Origin of the sequence: Microlunatus phosphovorus NM-1, assembly GCF_000270245.1 — a bacterium.
GTDB lineage: Bacteria > Actinomycetota > Actinomycetes > Propionibacteriales > Propionibacteriaceae > Microlunatus > Microlunatus phosphovorus.
The window spans coordinates 336,515-352,351 of record NC_015635.1 but is presented as its reverse complement, the minus strand read 5'-3'; the positions used below and the strand labels follow the sequence as shown (position 1 = coordinate 352,351).

The window sequence follows — 15,837 nt, the reverse complement described above, 5'->3', positions numbered from 1 at the left end:
GAACCGCGTCTGAGCAGGACCGCGTCGAGGAGGACTGCATGGCCTGGGTATGCAACGATCCGACCGAATTCACCGACGAGATGGTCGATGGATTCGTCGAGGCGAGTCGTCGCTGGGTGGCCAGGGCACCCGGTGGGGTCATCCGCAGCACTCGGTCGGCCAAGCCGCAGGTGGCGGTGGTGATCGGTGGCGGCTCCGGCCACTTCCCTGCGTTCGGCGGATTGGTCGGGCCCGGGCTGGCGCACGGCGCGGCGATGGGCAACGTCTTCGCTTCGCCGTCCGCGCAGCAGGTCTACGACGTCGTCAAGGCAGTCGAGCGTGGACGTGGGGCGGTGCTGTCCTACGGGCAGTACGCCGGTGACGTGCTGAACTTCGACCAGGCCCAGGAGCGGCTGCGCGCCGAGGGCATCGACGTGCAGACTGTCCTGGTCCGCGACGACATCGCCAGTGCCCCGCCGACCGAGGCCGAGCGTCGCCGCGGCATCGCCGGTGACCTGCCGGTGTTCAAGATCGCCGGCGCCGCCGCCGAGCGTGGCTACGACCTGCCGCGGATCGTCGAACTGGCGCAGCGCGCGGCGGACCGGGTGTTCACACTCGGCGTCGCCTATTCGGGCTGCACCCTGCCCGGCGCCAGCGCTCCCCTGTTCACCGTGCCTGCGGGGCGGATGGCCATCGGGCTCGGCATCCACGGTGAGCCGGGGATCGAGGAGGTCCCGTTGCCGACCGCGGACGGCCTGGCGGAGCTGCTGGTCGGCCGCTTGCTGGCCGAGGCGCCGGTGCCGACCGACGGAGCCCGAGTGGTGCCCTTCGTCAACGGACTCGGCGCCGTGAAATCGGAGGAGCTGTACGTCGTCTATCGCCGGGTCGCCCGGCTGCTCGCCGACGCGGGCATCGAGGCGGTGTCACCCGAGATCGGTGAGTTCTGCACCAGCTTCGACATGGCCGGGCTGTCGCTCACCCTGTTCTGGCTGGACGACGAGTTGGCCGAGTTGTGGGCCGATCCGGTGGACACGGTCGGCTTCCGGCGGGGTGCTGTGGCCGCTGGAGATCTCGAGGTGGTGAAGGACGTCGTCGTAGCGGCGGTCGGTGAAGCGGAGGCGATCCCGGCCGGCGCTCCCGCATCGCAGGTGACGGCCGTCGTGGTTGGTGATGCGCTGCAGGCCATCCGTGCCGTCATCGACGAGAACGTCGAGGAACTGGGTCGGATCGATGCCGTGGCCGGCGACGGCGATCATGGGATCGGCATGCAACGCGGTGCCCGGGCGGCGGCACAAGCCGCCGAGGCCGCGCAGGAAGCCGGTGCCGGAGCGCGTACCGTCCTCCTGCAAGCCGCCGAGGCGTGGAGCGCTCGCGCCGGCGGCACCTCGGGCGTGCTCTGGGGGTTGGCCTTGCGCAGCGTCGCCGATCAGCTCTCCGACGAGTGCGCCGCCACCGCGGAGCAGGTGTCCGCGGGCGTCACCGGCGCGGCGCAGGCGATCCAGGACTTCGGCAAGGCGAAGGTCGGTGATGCGACCATGGTCGACGCACTGGTCCCCTTCGCGGTAACCCTGGCCGAGCGGGTCCGGGCCGGTGACCGACTGGCCGTGGCGTGGCCGGTGGCTGCTGTTGCCGCCCGCGAAGGCGCGGATGCGACCGCCGATCTGGTCCCGTCGATGGGCCGCGCCCGTACCCATGCCGAGAAGAGCATCGGTACCCCGGACGCCGGCGCGTTGTCGCTGGCCATGACCGCCCAGGCCGTGGGCCGGGTGTTGAGCGAAAGGAACACAGATGAGTGACGGCCTCCGGCTGGTGGTCGGCTCCGACAGCGCCGGCTATGAGTACAAGGAGCAGATCAAGCAGGATCTGCTGAGCGACCCTCGAGTGGCCTCGGTGGTCGACGTCGGCGTGGATTGCGACGGCGACACCAACTATCCGTCGGTGGCGATCAGCGCAGCGACCCTGGTCGCCGACGGCGAGGCCGACCGGTCGATCCTGTTCTGCGGCACCGGCCTCGGGGTGGCGATCGCGGCGAACAAGGTCAAGGGCATCCGCGCGGTCACCGCGCACGACTCGTTCTCGGTCGAGCGTTCGATCCTCAGCAACAACTGCCAAGTGCTCTGCATGGGGCAGCGAGTGATCGGCCGTGAGCTGGCCCGGCGGTTGGCGCGGGAATGGATCGGCTACACCTTCGACCCGGCCTCGTCCTCGGGTCCCAAGGTCGAGGAGATCTGCGCGTACGAGGAGAGTTGACCTCCATGGCCTATCGGGAGGAGGGTGCTCGACGGCGCTACCTGATCGGGATGAGCACGAAGATGTACTTCAGCCATGCCCGGACCCTGGAATGGTGCCGCCAGGTGGCCGAGCTGAGCCGGATGCATCCGGCGGTCGTCGAAGGACGAGCTGAACTGTTCGTGTTGCCGGGGTTCCTGTCGGTCGCCGAGGTGGCTTCGATGCTGGAGCCGGTTCGGGCGGCTGGCTCAGGTGGCTCAGAAGCCCGATTCTGGTCGGTCGGAGCGCAGGATGCCTGCTGGGCCGACGACGGTCCGTACACCGGTGAGGTCAGTGCCGCGCAGTTGGCAGAAGTAGGCGCTCGATTGGTCGAGGTCGGCCATGCCGAGCGGCGCCGGCTGTTCGGCGAGGACGACGAGGTGATTGCAGCGAAGACTGCAGCGATCCTGCGACACGGGCTGACTCCGGTGCTCTGCATCGGCGAGACCGAGCGGGTGGACCCAGAGGCGGCAGTCGAGGTCTGCCAGGCTCAGCTCGAATCTGCCTTGGCGCCGGCCCGTTCGGCTGGTCATCAGGGTCCGGTGGTGATCGCGTACGAGCCGGTCTGGGCGATCGGAGCCTCGGAGCCAGCCGGGGTGGAGCACATCGTCGGAGTCTGCGGGCCGTTGCGGGCGGCCTTGGCTGCCGATCTGGACTACTCCGGGGATGTGATCTACGGCGGCAGTGCCGGACCTGGTCTGCTGCGCGAGGTCGGCGAGCACGTGGACGGCCTGTTCCTGGGCCGCTTCGCCCACAATCCGCAAGCGATCAAGGGCATCCTCGACGACGTACTCACCCTGGGCTCGGCGACCTCGGCCTGACCCCGCCCTGGTTCACCGACTTCTGCTGGGCTCCGCCGGGCCGCCCGTGGAGTAGCAACCTCACCCATTCCCACTTCGCACCATTTGCTGCTGCCGCGCACCAGGTACACCCCATGCGAAGCAGACCCAGCTGGTGCGCAGTCGAATTCAGGGCCCGATCTGATCCCCGCAGAAGTCCGCGGCTGGCCGCGAGGTCGGCGTCAGGCCTTGCGTTGGGTGATCCGGGTTCCGTAAAGATGTGAGTCCGCAAAACCCTCGGCAGCCAGGGCAGGCCCGATGATGATCACCGCGGCCATCCGCAACCCCGCCGCCTCCACCTGACCGCCGATATCGGCCAGGGTGCCACGGAGTACGAGTTCCTCGGGTTGGCTGGCACGCGAGACCACGGCCACCGGGCAGTCGTCACCATAGAAGGGGACCAGGCGGGCAGCCAGTTCACGAGTCCGCCGGATCGCCAGGTGAAGCACGAGCGTGGCGCGTGAGGCGGCCAACTGCTCCAGTTCTTCGGTCACCGGCATCGCGGTCGAGGCCGCCTGGGTCCGAGTCAAGATCACGCTCTGGGCGATCTCAGGCACGGTCAGTTCGCGACCGATGACTGCGGCAGCCGCCGCGTACGCAGGCACTCCCGGAGTCACGTCCCAGGGCACGCCTACCCGATCCAGCCGCCGGGCTTGCTCGGCCAGCGCTGAATAGATGGACGGATCACCAGAGCACAGCCGCGCGACGTCTTGTCCGGCGTGATGCGCCGAGACCAAGTGCTCGGTGATCTCATCCAGCGACAGCTTCGACGAGTCGATCAACTGCGCATCCTGCGGACAGTACGACAGCACCTCGGCGTCCAGGTAGGTGCCGGCATAGACGCATACCGGCGAACTGGCGATCAGCCTCGTCGCCCGCACGGTCAGCAGGTCCGCAGCCCCAGGACCGGCACCAATGAAGTGCACGGTCACGGGTAGAGCCTCTCGGGTGGGGTGCGGATGGATACGACATGCTAGTTGGCTGGCTGAGCCCCGCCATCAAGCAAGCAAGGCTTCCGGACCCTGTTCTGACCTCGCACCCCGCACCTGGCGCACCTGCCGCGGCCGTCGATCAGTGCGGTACCTCGGCGTAGTGCTGTGCCAGCAGATCGCCGCCGAAGTCACGGCGCAGATCGCGCCAGACGGAGTGGATGTGGTTGGCCTGGTCCAAGGTGTTGTCGTACTCGATGAGCAGGCTCGGACCGCTGAGCGCGTAGTAGTGGCCGGCGCCTGGTTCGACGGGTCCGGCCCACCCGAAGCACACCTGCTGGAGTCCGGCGTCGGTGATGTCGACCCAGGCTTGGTTGGCGATGGCGGGGCTCGCCCGGTCGACGTATTGCCGCAGCAGCGCCTCGAACAGCTCGCGCTGCCCGCGGTCCAAGTGCCCGTACGAAATCCCGCGCGGCCGCTCCGGCAGGGAAACCACCGGATCCCAACGCGAGGCGATGTCTGCGGGTGCGGTAGTCGCGATCTGCGCCAGGCTCCGCTGATCTTCCTGCAGGGTGAGCATCAGCTCCCGAGCCAGGTCTCCCTCGCGCGGCAGCGCTCGCAGGCCAGTGTGCGGGCCGGCCAGCACGGTGGCCGGCTCCGCGCCGAAGAAGTGCGGCACGCCGCCGACCTGGTCTCCCACGATCGTGGCCTGCGCCAGCAGGTGGTGGCCGTTGATCCGCCAGGCCCAGGGCTCGGTGCTCCGCGGATCACCCAGTACCACCAGCCAGTACGGCAGGTCCCGGTACGGATCGATGTCTGACCGGTCGGCCTGCTGGAGCGCCAGCTCTCGCCTTGCGGCTTCGATCCGGATCACCAACTGCGTGTCGGACCAGCCACGCACGCTGTGCGCCAGTTCCAGCAGATCCAGCGCCACATCCAACTGCACATCGCTCAGGTCTCCCAGTCGTAGTCCGGGTCGTTCACCGGGAAGATAGGTCCATCGCTTGTGCAGATCGCCATCGAACGGGAAGACCCCGCGACGGCGTTGCTCGGCGTCCAATTGATCAACCAGCTTGCGAACAGCTGCCCCCATGGCCGAGGCGAGCTCTGGCATCGTGAGTTCAGCCATGGGGCCAACCTAGTCCCGTGGCTCCGACGGACCCAGGTCGAAGACTGGCTGAGTTCGATGGTGAGGGAGCGAGGATCACGACGATTCGGTACAGCTATCGGCCGATCCTCTTCGTCGCTGACCACTGCACCACAGGTCGGGCCGGCTGCCACCCGTGGAGACCACCCAGCGGCTCCATCCGCTCGATCCCGATCCGGACCAGCTCGCCGCCGTACGCCTGCCAGGCCCGGACCAGGGTCTGCTCGGTTTCGATGGTCACGGCATGCGCGACCAGCCGACCATTTGTGGACAGACGTTCCCAGCAGCGGTCGAGCAGTTCGACACTCGCTCCACCACCGACGAAGACTGCGTTCGGTTCCGGCAGATCGGCGAGACTTGCCCCGATATCAGCCGTGATCACCTGCACCCCTGGCACCCCGAGCTTGGCCGCGTTGGCAGCGATCCGGGCCGCGCGCTCGGGCGTTCGCTCTACTGCGACGGCCCGACAGCACGGGTCCGTCCGCGCCCACTCGATGGCAATCGAACCGGCTCCCGCCCCCAGATCCCACAACTGCTCGCCGGGGACCGGCGTCAGCCGGGCGAGCGCGGAAGCTCTCAGGTCACGCTTGGTGAGCTGGCCGTCGTGGTCGAAAGCGTCATCAGGCAGACCCGGGCCGACACCCAGGACGCAGGTCTCCGGGTCGGCAACGCACTCGATGGCAACGACGTTGAGCGCGGGCATACCGCCAAAACCAGCCTCGGACGCGAGCGCCTCTCTCCGGCTCTCCGCAGCTGAGCCCAAGTCACCCAGCACGGTCAGCCGGCTCTGGTCATATCCAGTGTCCACGAGCAGTGCCGCCAACTCGGCCGGCGTCTGAGTGCCAGCAGACAACACGATGAGGCGCTGACCCGGGCCGATGTGGCGTCGGACGAGATCGAGATCGCGACCCACGACAGAGACCACGCTGACGGTCTCGCTGGACCAGCCCATCCTGGCCCGCGCGAGCGCTATCGAGGACACTGCTGGATGAATGCGCACCATCTCGGCACCGAGCAGCTCGATCAGGGTGGATCCGATCCCAGAGACCAGCGGATCGCCGGTGGCCAGCACAACGGCCCGCCGATCCTCTACCCGTTCCAGCAGCGCCGGCAGTCCGGGCTTCAGCGGACTCGGCCAAGTCAGTCGCTCAGCCCCAGGAGCCCGATTCGCCACTAGGGCGAGATGACGTCGTCCGCCGATCAGCACCTCCGCGCCAGCGATCAGCCGCCGCGCCGACTCCCCCAGCTCGGACCACCCTCCGGCCGGTATCCCCACGACGTCCAACCGACCTGTCACGGGCGGAGCCCTTCGGCACGGCGAACAGTGTGAAGGGTTTGGTGCGAGGTCGCACCAAACCCTTCACGATCCTGGTGCAGACCCCGAGATCGACAAAACCCAGCGACCGCAGAGCGCGCAGCGCAACCAGTGAGCACGACCCTGACCCTATGCGAGCAGGTGTGGAATGATCGACGACGGCGACAGGTGAGGAATCCAGGGCAGATCTGGAGCGGTCCCGCCACTGTGAAGCCGCATTTGCACGGCTGCTCCTCACCTCGATGAGCCAGCCGAACGGCAGACGCGGTCAGCCAGAGCGTCCCTGCCGCCCGCCGCCCGACCAGCGGCGACTCAACGACAGCGGGCGTGGACACCCGCGAGGAGGCCCTCACCAATCGTGCGTACCTATCCGTTCTCTGCCGTCGTCGGCTCCGACGACATGGCCCTCGCCCTGGTGCTGACCTCGATCTCGCCGGAGGTCGGCGGAGTGCTGGTGCGTGGCGAGAAAGGTACGGCGAAGTCCACGATGGTCCGCGCCCTCGCCGCGGTGCAACCCGACCAACTGGTCGTGCAGGGGTGCCGGTTCGCCTGCGATCCGGCCGATCCCGATCCGGCCTGCCCAGACGGTCCGCACACCGACATCATCGCGGTCCGCCGGCCGGCGCGGCTGGTGGAGCTGCCGGTGGGTGCTACCGAGGACCGGGTGATCGGCTCACTGGATCTGCAACAGGCACTCGGCTCCGGACAGGTGTCGTACGAGCCCGGGCTGCTGGCCGCCGCCCACCGCGGGATCCTCTATGTCGACGAGGTGAACCTGCTGCACGACCACCTGGTCGACCTGCTGTTGGATGCGGCGGCGATGGGACGCTCGACGGTCGAGCGCGACGGCGTCTCCGTCGCCCACGCTGCCCGACTCGTGCTGGTCGGGACCATGAACCCCGAGGAGGGTGAGCTCCGCCCGCAGCTGCTGGATCGCTTCGGGTTGACCGTCGAGGTGGCCGCCCCGCGCGAGCCCGCACTCCGTTCGGAGGTGGTGCGCCGCCGACTCGCCTATGACGCCGATCCGACCTCCTTCGTCGCCAGGTTCGCCGACCAGGAGGCGGAACTGCGGGACCGTCTGGCTGCGGCCCAGCAGCGGATCGGCGAGGTGCGGCTGTCCGACTGGGCGCTGGACAAGATCGCCGGTGTCTGCGCCGGGTTCGAGGTGGACGGTATGCGGGCCGACATCGTCACCGCCCGCGCCGCCGTGGCGCATGCCGCTTGGCATGACCGGAGCGAAGTCACCCGGGCCGACATCCGGGCCGCCGCTCGACTTGCCCTCCCCCACCGCCGTCGGCGGAATCCGTTCGATGCGCCGGGACTGGATGAGGACTTGCTGGACCAGCTGTTGGGCGACGATGACATCGAGCCGGATCCCGACCCCGAACCACCGAATCCTGACCCGGAACCTCAGGCGCCCGATGACAATGACGATCCGCCGCCGAACGGCCCCGACACCACACCGAACGACCAGACAGACCGAAGCGACCCGGCAGACTCTCCGCCCGAACCGCCTCGGCAATCGGAGCAGGATGCCCCGAGCGAGCGGGGACAGCCCGTGCCGGTGAGCGTGTCCGAGCCAGGCCAGCCCTATCGGGCTCGGCTGCTGACCGCTCGCGGCACCGGCTCAGGGGAAGCCGGCCGCCGGAGCCGGGCGTTGACCAGCGTCGGCCGGACGGTCGGCTCAGCTCCGACCGCTGGGGCGCGACTGCACTTTCCGGCGACGGTCCGGGCTGCGGCAACCGAGCAGCAGCGCCGGGGTCGCATCGTCGGGGGTCGGCTGCGCTTCGACCGTACTGATCTGCGGACCGCCGTCACCGAGGGGCGCGAGTCCAACCTGGTGTTGTTCTGCGTCGACGCCTCCGGTTCGATGGCCGCCCGGAAGCGGATGGCCGAGGTCAAGACCGCGGTGCTGTCGCTGCTGCTGGACGCCTATCAACGCCGCGACAAGGTCGGTCTGGTGACTTTCCGCGGCTTCGAAGCCACGCTCGCGCTGCCGCCCACGTCCTCGGTGGAGGTCGCCGCACGGCGACTGAGCGAGCTGCCGAGCGGTGGGCGTACCCCGTTGGCCGAAGGGCTGCTGTGCGCGGCGGAAACCCTGCGCTGGGAGCGGGTTCGCGATCCACGGCGCCGCCCGCTGTTGGTGCTGATCACTGATGGTCGAGCCACCGCTGGGGTGGACGCACTGGCGAGGTCTCGACAGGCGGCGGCGTACGTCCGCTCGCTCGGGGTCGACGCCGTCGTGGTCGACTGCGAGTCCGGTCGGATGAGCCTGGGACTCGCATTGGGTCTGGCTACCGAGCTTCAAGCGGAGTATCTCAAGCTGGCCGACGTCAGCGCCGAGGCGCTGGCCGTCGTGGCGAGCACCCGGAGGGCAGCATGAAGGGCCAGGTCACCGAGACTCCCGACGACGGCCTGACCACGCGGCAGCGCCGCAACCGGCCATTGGTCATCGTGCACACCGGCGACGGGAAGGGAAAGTCCACGGCAGCCTTCGGGCTGGCGCTGCGCGGCTGGAACCAGGGCTGGCCGATCGGCGTCTTCCAGTTCGTGAAGTCGGCCAAGTGGCGGATCGGCGAGCAGTCTGCGCTGGAGGCCCTCGCCGACGTACACGACACCACCGGCAAGGGTGGGCCGATCGAGTGGCACAAGATGGGCTCCGGCTGGTCCTGGTCCCGCAAGACCGGCTCCGAGGAAGATCATCAGGCGGCAGCTGCCGAAGGCTGGGCAGAGATCAAACGCCGGCTGGCCCAGCAGACCCACACCCTCTATGTGCTGGACGAGTTCACCTATCCGATCAACTGGGGGTGGATCGATGTCGACGACGTCGTCGCGACGCTGACCGAGCGTCCCGGGCATCAGCACGTGATCATCACCGGCCGTCGCTGCGACCCCAAGATCATCGAGATCGCCGATCTGGTGACCGAGATGACCAAGATCGTCCACCCGTTCGACCATGGTCAGAAGGGTCAGCGAGGGATCGAGTGGTAGCGGGTGCTTGCCGCCGGAAGTGGTTCGAGGGCAAGGCGGCCTCGGCGTGGATGCTCGGCAAGGCCGACGAGGGAGCGATACCGCGGTTGTATCGCGACCACGAAGAACGCCGCCGAGCGCCGCGCCGGGGCCGAAAGGCCCCGAAGGACTTCCGTCGGTGAGCACTAGGCACGCACTGCCCCGGCTGGTGATCGCGGCGCCGGCATCCGGTCACGGCAAGACCACGGTGGCGACCGGGCTGCTGGCCGCGCTGCGTGCCGATGGGCTGGAGCCGGCCGGCTTCAAGATCGGCCCGGACTACATCGATGCCGGCTATCACGCCCTGGCCACCGGGCGGCCGGGCCGGAATCTGGACCCGTTCCTCTGTGGGGAGGAGCTCCTGATTCCGCTGCTGCTGCACGGATCTTTGGTGCCCTCACCGGCGGATGTGGCGGTGATCGAGGGCGTGATGGGCCTGTTCGACGGCCGCATCGGCGGCGACGGCTGGGCCTCCACCGCGCACGTCGCGCGAGTGGTCAGGGCGCCGGTGGTGCTCGTGCTGGACATCTCTTCGGTGTCTCGGACGGCCGCCGCCTGGGTACATGGTCTGCACACCTTCGAGCCCGACACCTCGATCGCGGGGGTGATCATCAACAAGTCCGGATCGATACGCCATTCCGACGAGGTGGTGGCGTCGTTGGAAGCGACCGGCATCCCGGTGTTGGGCGTGCTTCCTCGGGATGCGGGCATCGAGGCGCCGTCCCGGCACCTCGGTCTGGTGCCGGCGGCGGAGCTGCCGGAGGCCGTGGCGACCCTGGATCGGCTGGCCGCTCAGATCTCCGCTCATGTGGACCTCACTCAGGTGCTCGCCATCGCCCACTCGGCGCCTGGGCTGGTTGGTGAGCCCTGGAATCCGGCCTCAAGTGATATATCAGCCCCGACTAGGCAGATTCGGGGTGAATCGCGGCCTTTTGGAGGTGGTCGGGGCGGAAACCAATCAACTTCTGCGGGGGACCCGACCGAGCCTGCTGAGCGGCCGGTGGTCGCCGTAGCCGGCGGGAGGGCATTCACGTTCCGATATGCGGAGACCACCGAACTGATGGAAGCCTCTGGGCTGAATCCGGTGGTCTTCGATCCGGCTACGGATCCGGAGCTGCCCGCTGGGACCGCCGGCCTCTATCTCGGCGGCGGGTTCCCGGAGGTGCACGCCGCCGAACTGGCCGGCAACACCACCATGATCGACGCGGTCCGAGCGGCCGTCGCAGCCGGCGTACCGACCGTGGCCGAATGTGCCGGCCTGCTCTATCTGTGCCGGTCGGTCGACGGCGTACCGATGGTCGGCGCGCTGGCTGCCGATGCTCGGATGACTCCTCGGCTGACGCTGGGATATCGCACTGCCATCGCCGACCACGAGCACCTGCTCGGCGTCGCCGGGCGCCGGGTAACCGGTCACGAGTTCCACCGCACCACCGTCGAACCTGTCGCTGGTGAGCTGCCCGCCTGGTTGATCGACGGCCAGCCCGTGGGATTCTCCGCCGACCCCTCCGGATCGGGTACGCCCACCCTGCACGCCTCGTACCTACACACCCACTGGGCCGGCCACCCCACCCTGGCCACCAGCTTCTCCGCTGCCGTCCACGCATACGCTGCCCGACGTCCCTCCGAAATTCTGGTTACTGGTCCACATCTGACGGGGACAGGTCGCCGGAAATTGGGAGAACGTCACCACCACGAGGGCGAATCCGAAGAGGTCGATCTGGACCACCACGGTGACGCCGACGTGGCCGAGGGGCTGGTCGACCTGGCGGTCAACGTACGGATCCCCGCTCCGCCTGAGTGGCTGGCCGAGGTGATTCACAACAGCGTGCGCCACCTCGCTGCCTATCCCAATCCGAGCCGCGCCCGGCAAGCCATCGCAGAAGCGCATCGGGTCGATGCCGACCGGGTGCTCCCGTCGGCGGGCGGGGCGGAGCTGTTCACTCTACTCGCCCGAGCGCGGCCCTGGCAGGCACCCGTCGTCGTCCATCCGCAGTTCACCGAGCCGGAAGCGGCGCTCCGGGCCGCCGGCTTCGAGCCGCGGCGGGTCATCCTGACAGCCAACGACGGCTTCCGTCTCGATCCGACCCTGGTGCCACCCGACGCGGACCTGGTGATCATTGGAAACCCTACGAATCCGACCGGCATATTGCATCCCACAACCGCTCTCCGCCAGCTGATCAGACCGGGGCGAATGCTCGTGATCGACGAGGCCTTCATGGACGCTGTGCCGGGCGAGCCGGAGACCATGATCACCAGCGGCTCGATGGACGGCGTACTGGTGCTGCGCTCCCTCACCAAGACCTGGGGTCTCGCCGGGCTGCGAGCCGGGTACGCCGTCGGGGACCCGACGATCATCAGAGCGATGGCTCGCCAGCAGGCACCCTGGTCGGTCTCGACACCCGCGGCGGAGACCATGATCGCCTGTGTGTCGCCGGCCGCCCGAGCCATTGCCGAGTCGGCGGCGGCCGAGACCGCCAGCCGTCGCAGCCATCTGGTCACCTGCTTGACCGACCTCGGCCTGCCACCGGTAGCCCCCGCACACACGCCGTTCGTGCTGGTCGATACCACGGGTTGGCTAGCCGACAGCACCCCCGGGGCACTGCGTGGCAGACTGCGCGAGCGCGGCTTCGCGGTGCGGCGGGGCGAGACCTTCCCAGGGCTGGGAGCAGACTGGATCCGGATCGCCGTCCGGGACGAGGAGACGACCGACACCGTGATCAAGACGCTGCGCAGCATCCGGGACGAGTCGTGAGGCTCAACATCGGACTGGATGTCGCCGGTCGCCGGGTCGTCGTCTGCGGCGGATCACCAACCGCGCTCGGTGTGATCATGGATCTGTACGGTGCAGGAGCCGCGGTCACCGTGATCGCCCGGACCGTGCCCACCACTCTCCGTGATCTTGCCGAGCGCCAACTGCTCACCTGGCACGCCCGATCGTGGACCGAAACCGATCTCTTCGGCGTCGCCCTCGTCGTTCCCGCAACGGACGATCCGGCCGAGACCGAGCGCATCACCGACGCCGCGCGGGCTGCCGGTCAGCTCTGCCTCACGCCGTCAGCTGTCACCACCCCGGCCAACACACACCCCACCGACCCGATGCCGGGCCAGGGTCACGTCACCCTCGTCGGTGGTGGTCCCGGCGACCCAGGTCTGCTCACGGTGGCTGGGCTGGAAGCCGTGCGTACCGCCGACGTGATCGTCTGCGACCGGCTGGCACCCCTCGCGGTGCTGGCCGAAGCGCCGGCAGGCGCTCAGGTGATCGACGTGGCCAAGATCCCGCGTGGGGAGTACACGCCGCAGGAGCGGATCAACGAGCTACTCGTCGAGCATGCTTTGCTGGGCCGCAAGGTCGTACGACTCAAAGGCGGCGACAACTTCGTCTTCGGTCGCGGCGGCGAGGAGCTGCTGGCCTGCGCCGAGGCCGGCGTACCGGTCACTGTCATCCCCGGCGTCAGCTCAGCCATCGCCGCGCCGGCACTGGCCGGTATCCCGCTCACCCATCGCAGCCTGACGCAGGGCGTGACCATCGTGTCGGCGCACCTGCCCCCCGGTCATCCCGACAGCACGCTGGACTGGGCTGCATTGGCCCGCGCCAACACCACGTTGGTGATCATGATGGGAGTGGCCACCTTGCCGGAGGTGACCTCGGAGTTGATCAAACAGGGCATGGATCCGGCGACCCCGGCCGCCACCGTCGCCGACGCCGGGATGCCGTCGCAACGAAGCGTGCGAGCCACGTTGGCCACTATCGCCGAGGTCACCGCGCAGACCGGGATCAAGCCGCCGGCCGTCACGGTGATCGGGGCCGTGGCAGGGTTTCAGGCCTGAATCGACTCGCCGCGCGGCCACCCGGATCGCAGAACTGCACGCCACCCGACAGCGTCTGGCAGAGGCGATCTCCCGCTGCGAAGTCTGCGACGGCGTGATCTCGAGTCAGTCGACGTGAGCAATGGCGGGAGTCCGAGTCAGCCCGACGACGCCATCCGTATGGCCTAGTCACCGTCGGCAGGGATAGAGTGCCGGTCAGAGGGATCGGAAGTCGGTGAGAACCCGACGCGGTCGCGCCACTGTGTGAGGCATGAGGCGGCAGCCTGGTGCTCCGAGTCAGACCCGTCCTCTGCATGTTCCACGACCAACGGGTCGCCGCAACCCAGGAGGACCAGATGTCACACCACGCCAGCGCCGCAGACCGGCTGAACAGCCCGGTCGCCGTTGCCATCCCCACGATCTCGGTACGGCAGATCCTGCCGTGGCTGCTGTTCGCCGCGATGCTGGCCCTTGTCGGGCTCTATTTCGTGTCCGCCGAGGAAGGCGCGACCTCGCTGATCGCAGGCAACGCGGTCCACGAGTGGGTCCACGACAGCCGGCATCTGCTCGGCTTCCCCTGCCACTGAGTGCGCGTCGTGAGCGCACGTGACTTCCTGATCCGTGGCCTGCTCGCCGGACTGATCGCCGCATTCGCGGCGTTCGCGGTCGCCTACTTCGTGGGTGAGCCGCCGGTACGCACCGCCATCGCCCTCGAGGAATCCAGCGGTGGCCACAGCCACGAGACCGGTGCCGACCACAGCGAGGGCACCGAGCACACGCACGACAGCACCGGGCACACGCACGAGACCGATGAAGCGGCCGGGCCGGGTGAGGTCGAGGTTCCTCGCTCGCTGCAGTCGACCGTCGGGCTGCTGACCGGTCTGCTGGTCGCCGGGGTGACCCTCGGCGGACTGGTCGGCGTGATCAGCGCGATCGCGATGGGGCGTTTCGGCAAGCTGACACCGCGGGCGACCACGCTGGCGGTCGCAGCGATGGGCTTCGTGGCCGCCTACGTGTTCCCGTATCTGCTCTATCCGCCGAACCCACCGGCGGTAGGCAGCGGTGACACCATCGGCTCCCGCAGCGCCCTCTATTTCACCTTCCTGGCCATCTCCCTGATCGGTGCGGTGACCGCGGTGCTGGTCGGGCGTCGACTGGCCGAACGACTCGGGGGCTGGCACGCGGCCCTGGTCTCGATCGGGGGGTACGTGGTCGTGATGCTGGTTGCGATGGCCTTGCTGCCGCACTACAACGAGGTGCCGGACGACTTCCCTGCCTCGGTGCTGTACGACTTCCGGCGGGCCAGCTTCTTGACCCAGTTCACGCTGTGGGCGGTGCTCGGTGTCGTGCTGGCCGAGTTCGTCGGACGGCTCGCTCGTCGTCAGCCGGCCACGGCTCGCGAGCTCGCCGACGTACGCGCCTGAGATGGCCGACACTGAGCTGGTCGGCAAGGAGATGGCTGACATCAGGTCCCCGGATCTCGACCGCGGTGATCCCCGGCGCCAGCCGGTGGCACCGCCTTCCGCGGCCATCAAGGCTGAAGCCAGCTCCCGGGTGTCGGCGCTGGCTAAACCGCTCGGTGCGCTCGGCCGGTTGGAAGACCTCGCTGTGTGGTGGTCGGCCTGCCGCGGGGTATGCCCAGCCGACCCGCCGGCGAACGTCCGGGCGGTGGTGCTGGCCGGTGACCACGGTGTGACGGCCAGCGGCTCGAGTGTCTCGGCCTACCCGCGGGAAGTGACCGCAGCCATGGTCTGTGCCTTCGTGGCCGGCGTCGCCGGAGTCAGCGTGCTGGCCCGGCAGCATGGCGTGTCCGTGCGCGTCCTCGACCTCGGAGTCGACGCCGACCTGGACGGTCTGCCGGCCGAGGTCAGCGCGTACAAGATCCGGCGTTCATCCGGTGCGATCGACCGGGAGGATGCGCTGAGTCTGACCGAGGTCCAGCAGGCGTTGGCAGCCGGCGCGGTCATCGCCGCGGAGGAGATCGCCGCGGGCGCCGACCTGCTGATCCTCGGCGACATGGGCATCGGGAACACGACCCCGGCAGCAGCATTGATCGCCGCCACCTGGGGCGTACCGGCCACCGAGGTGACCGGTCGCGGGACCGGCATCGACGATCAAGCCTTGGTCGCCAAGACCGCACTCATCCAGGCCGCCCTCGATCGGGTGGGCGCTCGGGCAGCTGATCCTGTGCAGCGGCTCGCGGCACTGGGTTCGGCCGATCTTGCCGCCGGAGTGGGATTTCTGGTAGCCGCGGCTCAGTCGCGCGTACCAGTGTTGTTGGACGGGGTGATCGCCCTGGCCGAGGCTGCGGTGGCCGAAGATCTGGCGCCCGGGTGTGTGGCCTGGTGGGCCGCTGGACATCGCTCGACCGAGCCGGCTCAGCAGTTGGCTACCGACAAGCTCGGCCTGGTGCCGCTGCTGGATCTCGGGCTGCGGCTCGGCGAGGGCAGTGGGGCCGTGGCCGCCGTACCGCTGGTCCGCTCGGCTGCACTGCTGCTCTCGCAGATGGCGCTGCTCTCCGATCTGGCGTGAGCCGGGCGCTGG

At 68.8% G+C, this 15,837-nt stretch carries 13 protein-coding genes and 2 pseudogenes; 11 read left to right on the top strand and 4 right to left on the bottom strand.

Features of this window, described 5'->3' with window-relative positions:
* The first annotated feature begins 38 nt into the window (after positions 1-38).
* The 3 genes from MLP_RS01545 to MLP_RS01535 are packed head-to-tail and all read left to right on the top strand — an operon-like array spanning position 39 to position 3,068.
* Positions 39-1,775 (top strand): dihydroxyacetone kinase family protein, encoded by a 1,737-nt coding sequence (locus MLP_RS01545; RefSeq protein WP_013861229.1) that lies wholly within the window; start codon positions 39-41, stop codon positions 1,773-1,775.
* Positions 1,768-2,229 (top strand): ribose-5-phosphate isomerase, encoded by a 462-nt coding sequence (locus MLP_RS01540; protein ID WP_013861228.1) that lies wholly within the window; start codon positions 1,768-1,770, stop codon positions 2,227-2,229. Before MLP_RS01545 ends, MLP_RS01540 begins: the two co-directional genes overlap by 8 nt.
* Before the next feature lie 5 nt (positions 2,230-2,234).
* On the top strand, positions 2,235-3,068 hold the full coding sequence (locus tag MLP_RS01535; RefSeq protein WP_013861227.1) for a triose-phosphate isomerase family protein: 834 nt from the start codon (positions 2,235-2,237) through the stop codon (positions 3,066-3,068).
* Positions 3,069-3,268: 200 nt separating this feature from the next.
* Here the strand turns inward: MLP_RS01535 and cobM are convergent, their stop codons facing one another.
* From cobM to cbiE, 4 genes and pseudogenes are all read right to left on the bottom strand, one after another.
* Entirely contained in the window at positions 3,269-4,018 is a 750-nt protein-coding gene (cobM, locus tag MLP_RS01530; protein WP_013861226.1) for a precorrin-4 C(11)-methyltransferase, read from the bottom strand.
* A gap of 139 nt (positions 4,019-4,157) precedes the next feature.
* Positions 4,158-5,144 (bottom strand): DUF3500 domain-containing protein, encoded by a 987-nt coding sequence (locus MLP_RS01525; protein WP_013861225.1) that lies wholly within the window; start codon positions 5,142-5,144, stop codon positions 4,158-4,160.
* 94 nt (positions 5,145-5,238) lie between these two features.
* The gene (gene cbiT / locus MLP_RS29630; RefSeq protein ID WP_456237783.1) at positions 5,239-5,865 is read right to left on the bottom strand and encodes a precorrin-6Y C5,15-methyltransferase (decarboxylating) subunit CbiT; all 627 of its coding nucleotides are present in this window, start codon (positions 5,863-5,865) and stop codon (positions 5,239-5,241) included.
* A gap of 27 nt (positions 5,866-5,892) precedes the next feature.
* Positions 5,893-6,438, bottom strand: a pseudogene (gene cbiE / locus MLP_RS29625) (precorrin-6y C5,15-methyltransferase (decarboxylating) subunit CbiE); the annotation flags it as partial.
* 439 nt (positions 6,439-6,877) lie between these two features.
* Between cbiE and MLP_RS01515 the strand changes: the two are divergent.
* From MLP_RS01515 to cobT, 8 genes and pseudogenes are all read left to right on the top strand, one after another.
* Positions 6,878-8,860 (top strand): VWA domain-containing protein, encoded by a 1,983-nt coding sequence (locus tag MLP_RS01515; RefSeq protein WP_156821321.1) that lies wholly within the window; start codon positions 6,878-6,880, stop codon positions 8,858-8,860.
* On the top strand, positions 8,857-9,468 hold the full coding sequence (gene cobO, locus MLP_RS01510; RefSeq protein WP_013861222.1) for a cob(I)yrinic acid a,c-diamide adenosyltransferase: 612 nt from the start codon (positions 8,857-8,859) through the stop codon (positions 9,466-9,468). The genes MLP_RS01515 and cobO overlap by 4 nt, the downstream gene beginning before the upstream one ends.
* A 157-nt stretch (positions 9,469-9,625) precedes the next feature.
* Positions 9,626-12,238, top strand: coding sequence for a cobyrinate a,c-diamide synthase (locus MLP_RS01505; protein ID WP_013861221.1), 2,613 nt, complete (start codon positions 9,626-9,628; stop codon positions 12,236-12,238).
* Positions 12,235-12,522, top strand: a pseudogene (locus MLP_RS29165) (precorrin-2 dehydrogenase/sirohydrochlorin ferrochelatase family protein); the annotation flags it as partial. The gene MLP_RS01505 and the pseudogene MLP_RS29165, both read left to right, overlap by 4 nt.
* Before the next feature lie 60 nt (positions 12,523-12,582).
* The gene (gene cobA, locus MLP_RS01500; RefSeq protein WP_231851520.1) at positions 12,583-13,314 is read left to right on the top strand and encodes a uroporphyrinogen-III C-methyltransferase; all 732 of its coding nucleotides are present in this window, start codon (positions 12,583-12,585) and stop codon (positions 13,312-13,314) included.
* A gap of 335 nt (positions 13,315-13,649) precedes the next feature.
* Positions 13,650-13,880, top strand: a complete 231-nt coding sequence (locus MLP_RS01495; protein WP_013861219.1) for a CbtB domain-containing protein — start codon at positions 13,650-13,652, stop codon at positions 13,878-13,880.
* Positions 13,881-13,889: 9 nt separating this feature from the next.
* Entirely contained in the window at positions 13,890-14,717 is an 828-nt protein-coding gene (locus tag MLP_RS01490) for a CbtA family protein (RefSeq protein ID WP_041790870.1), read from the top strand.
* Position 14,718: 1 nt separating this feature from the next.
* On the top strand, positions 14,719-15,825 hold the full coding sequence (gene cobT, locus MLP_RS01485; protein ID WP_231851405.1) for a nicotinate-nucleotide--dimethylbenzimidazole phosphoribosyltransferase: 1,107 nt from the start codon (positions 14,719-14,721) through the stop codon (positions 15,823-15,825).
* The last annotated feature ends 12 nt before the right edge of the window (positions 15,826-15,837 follow it).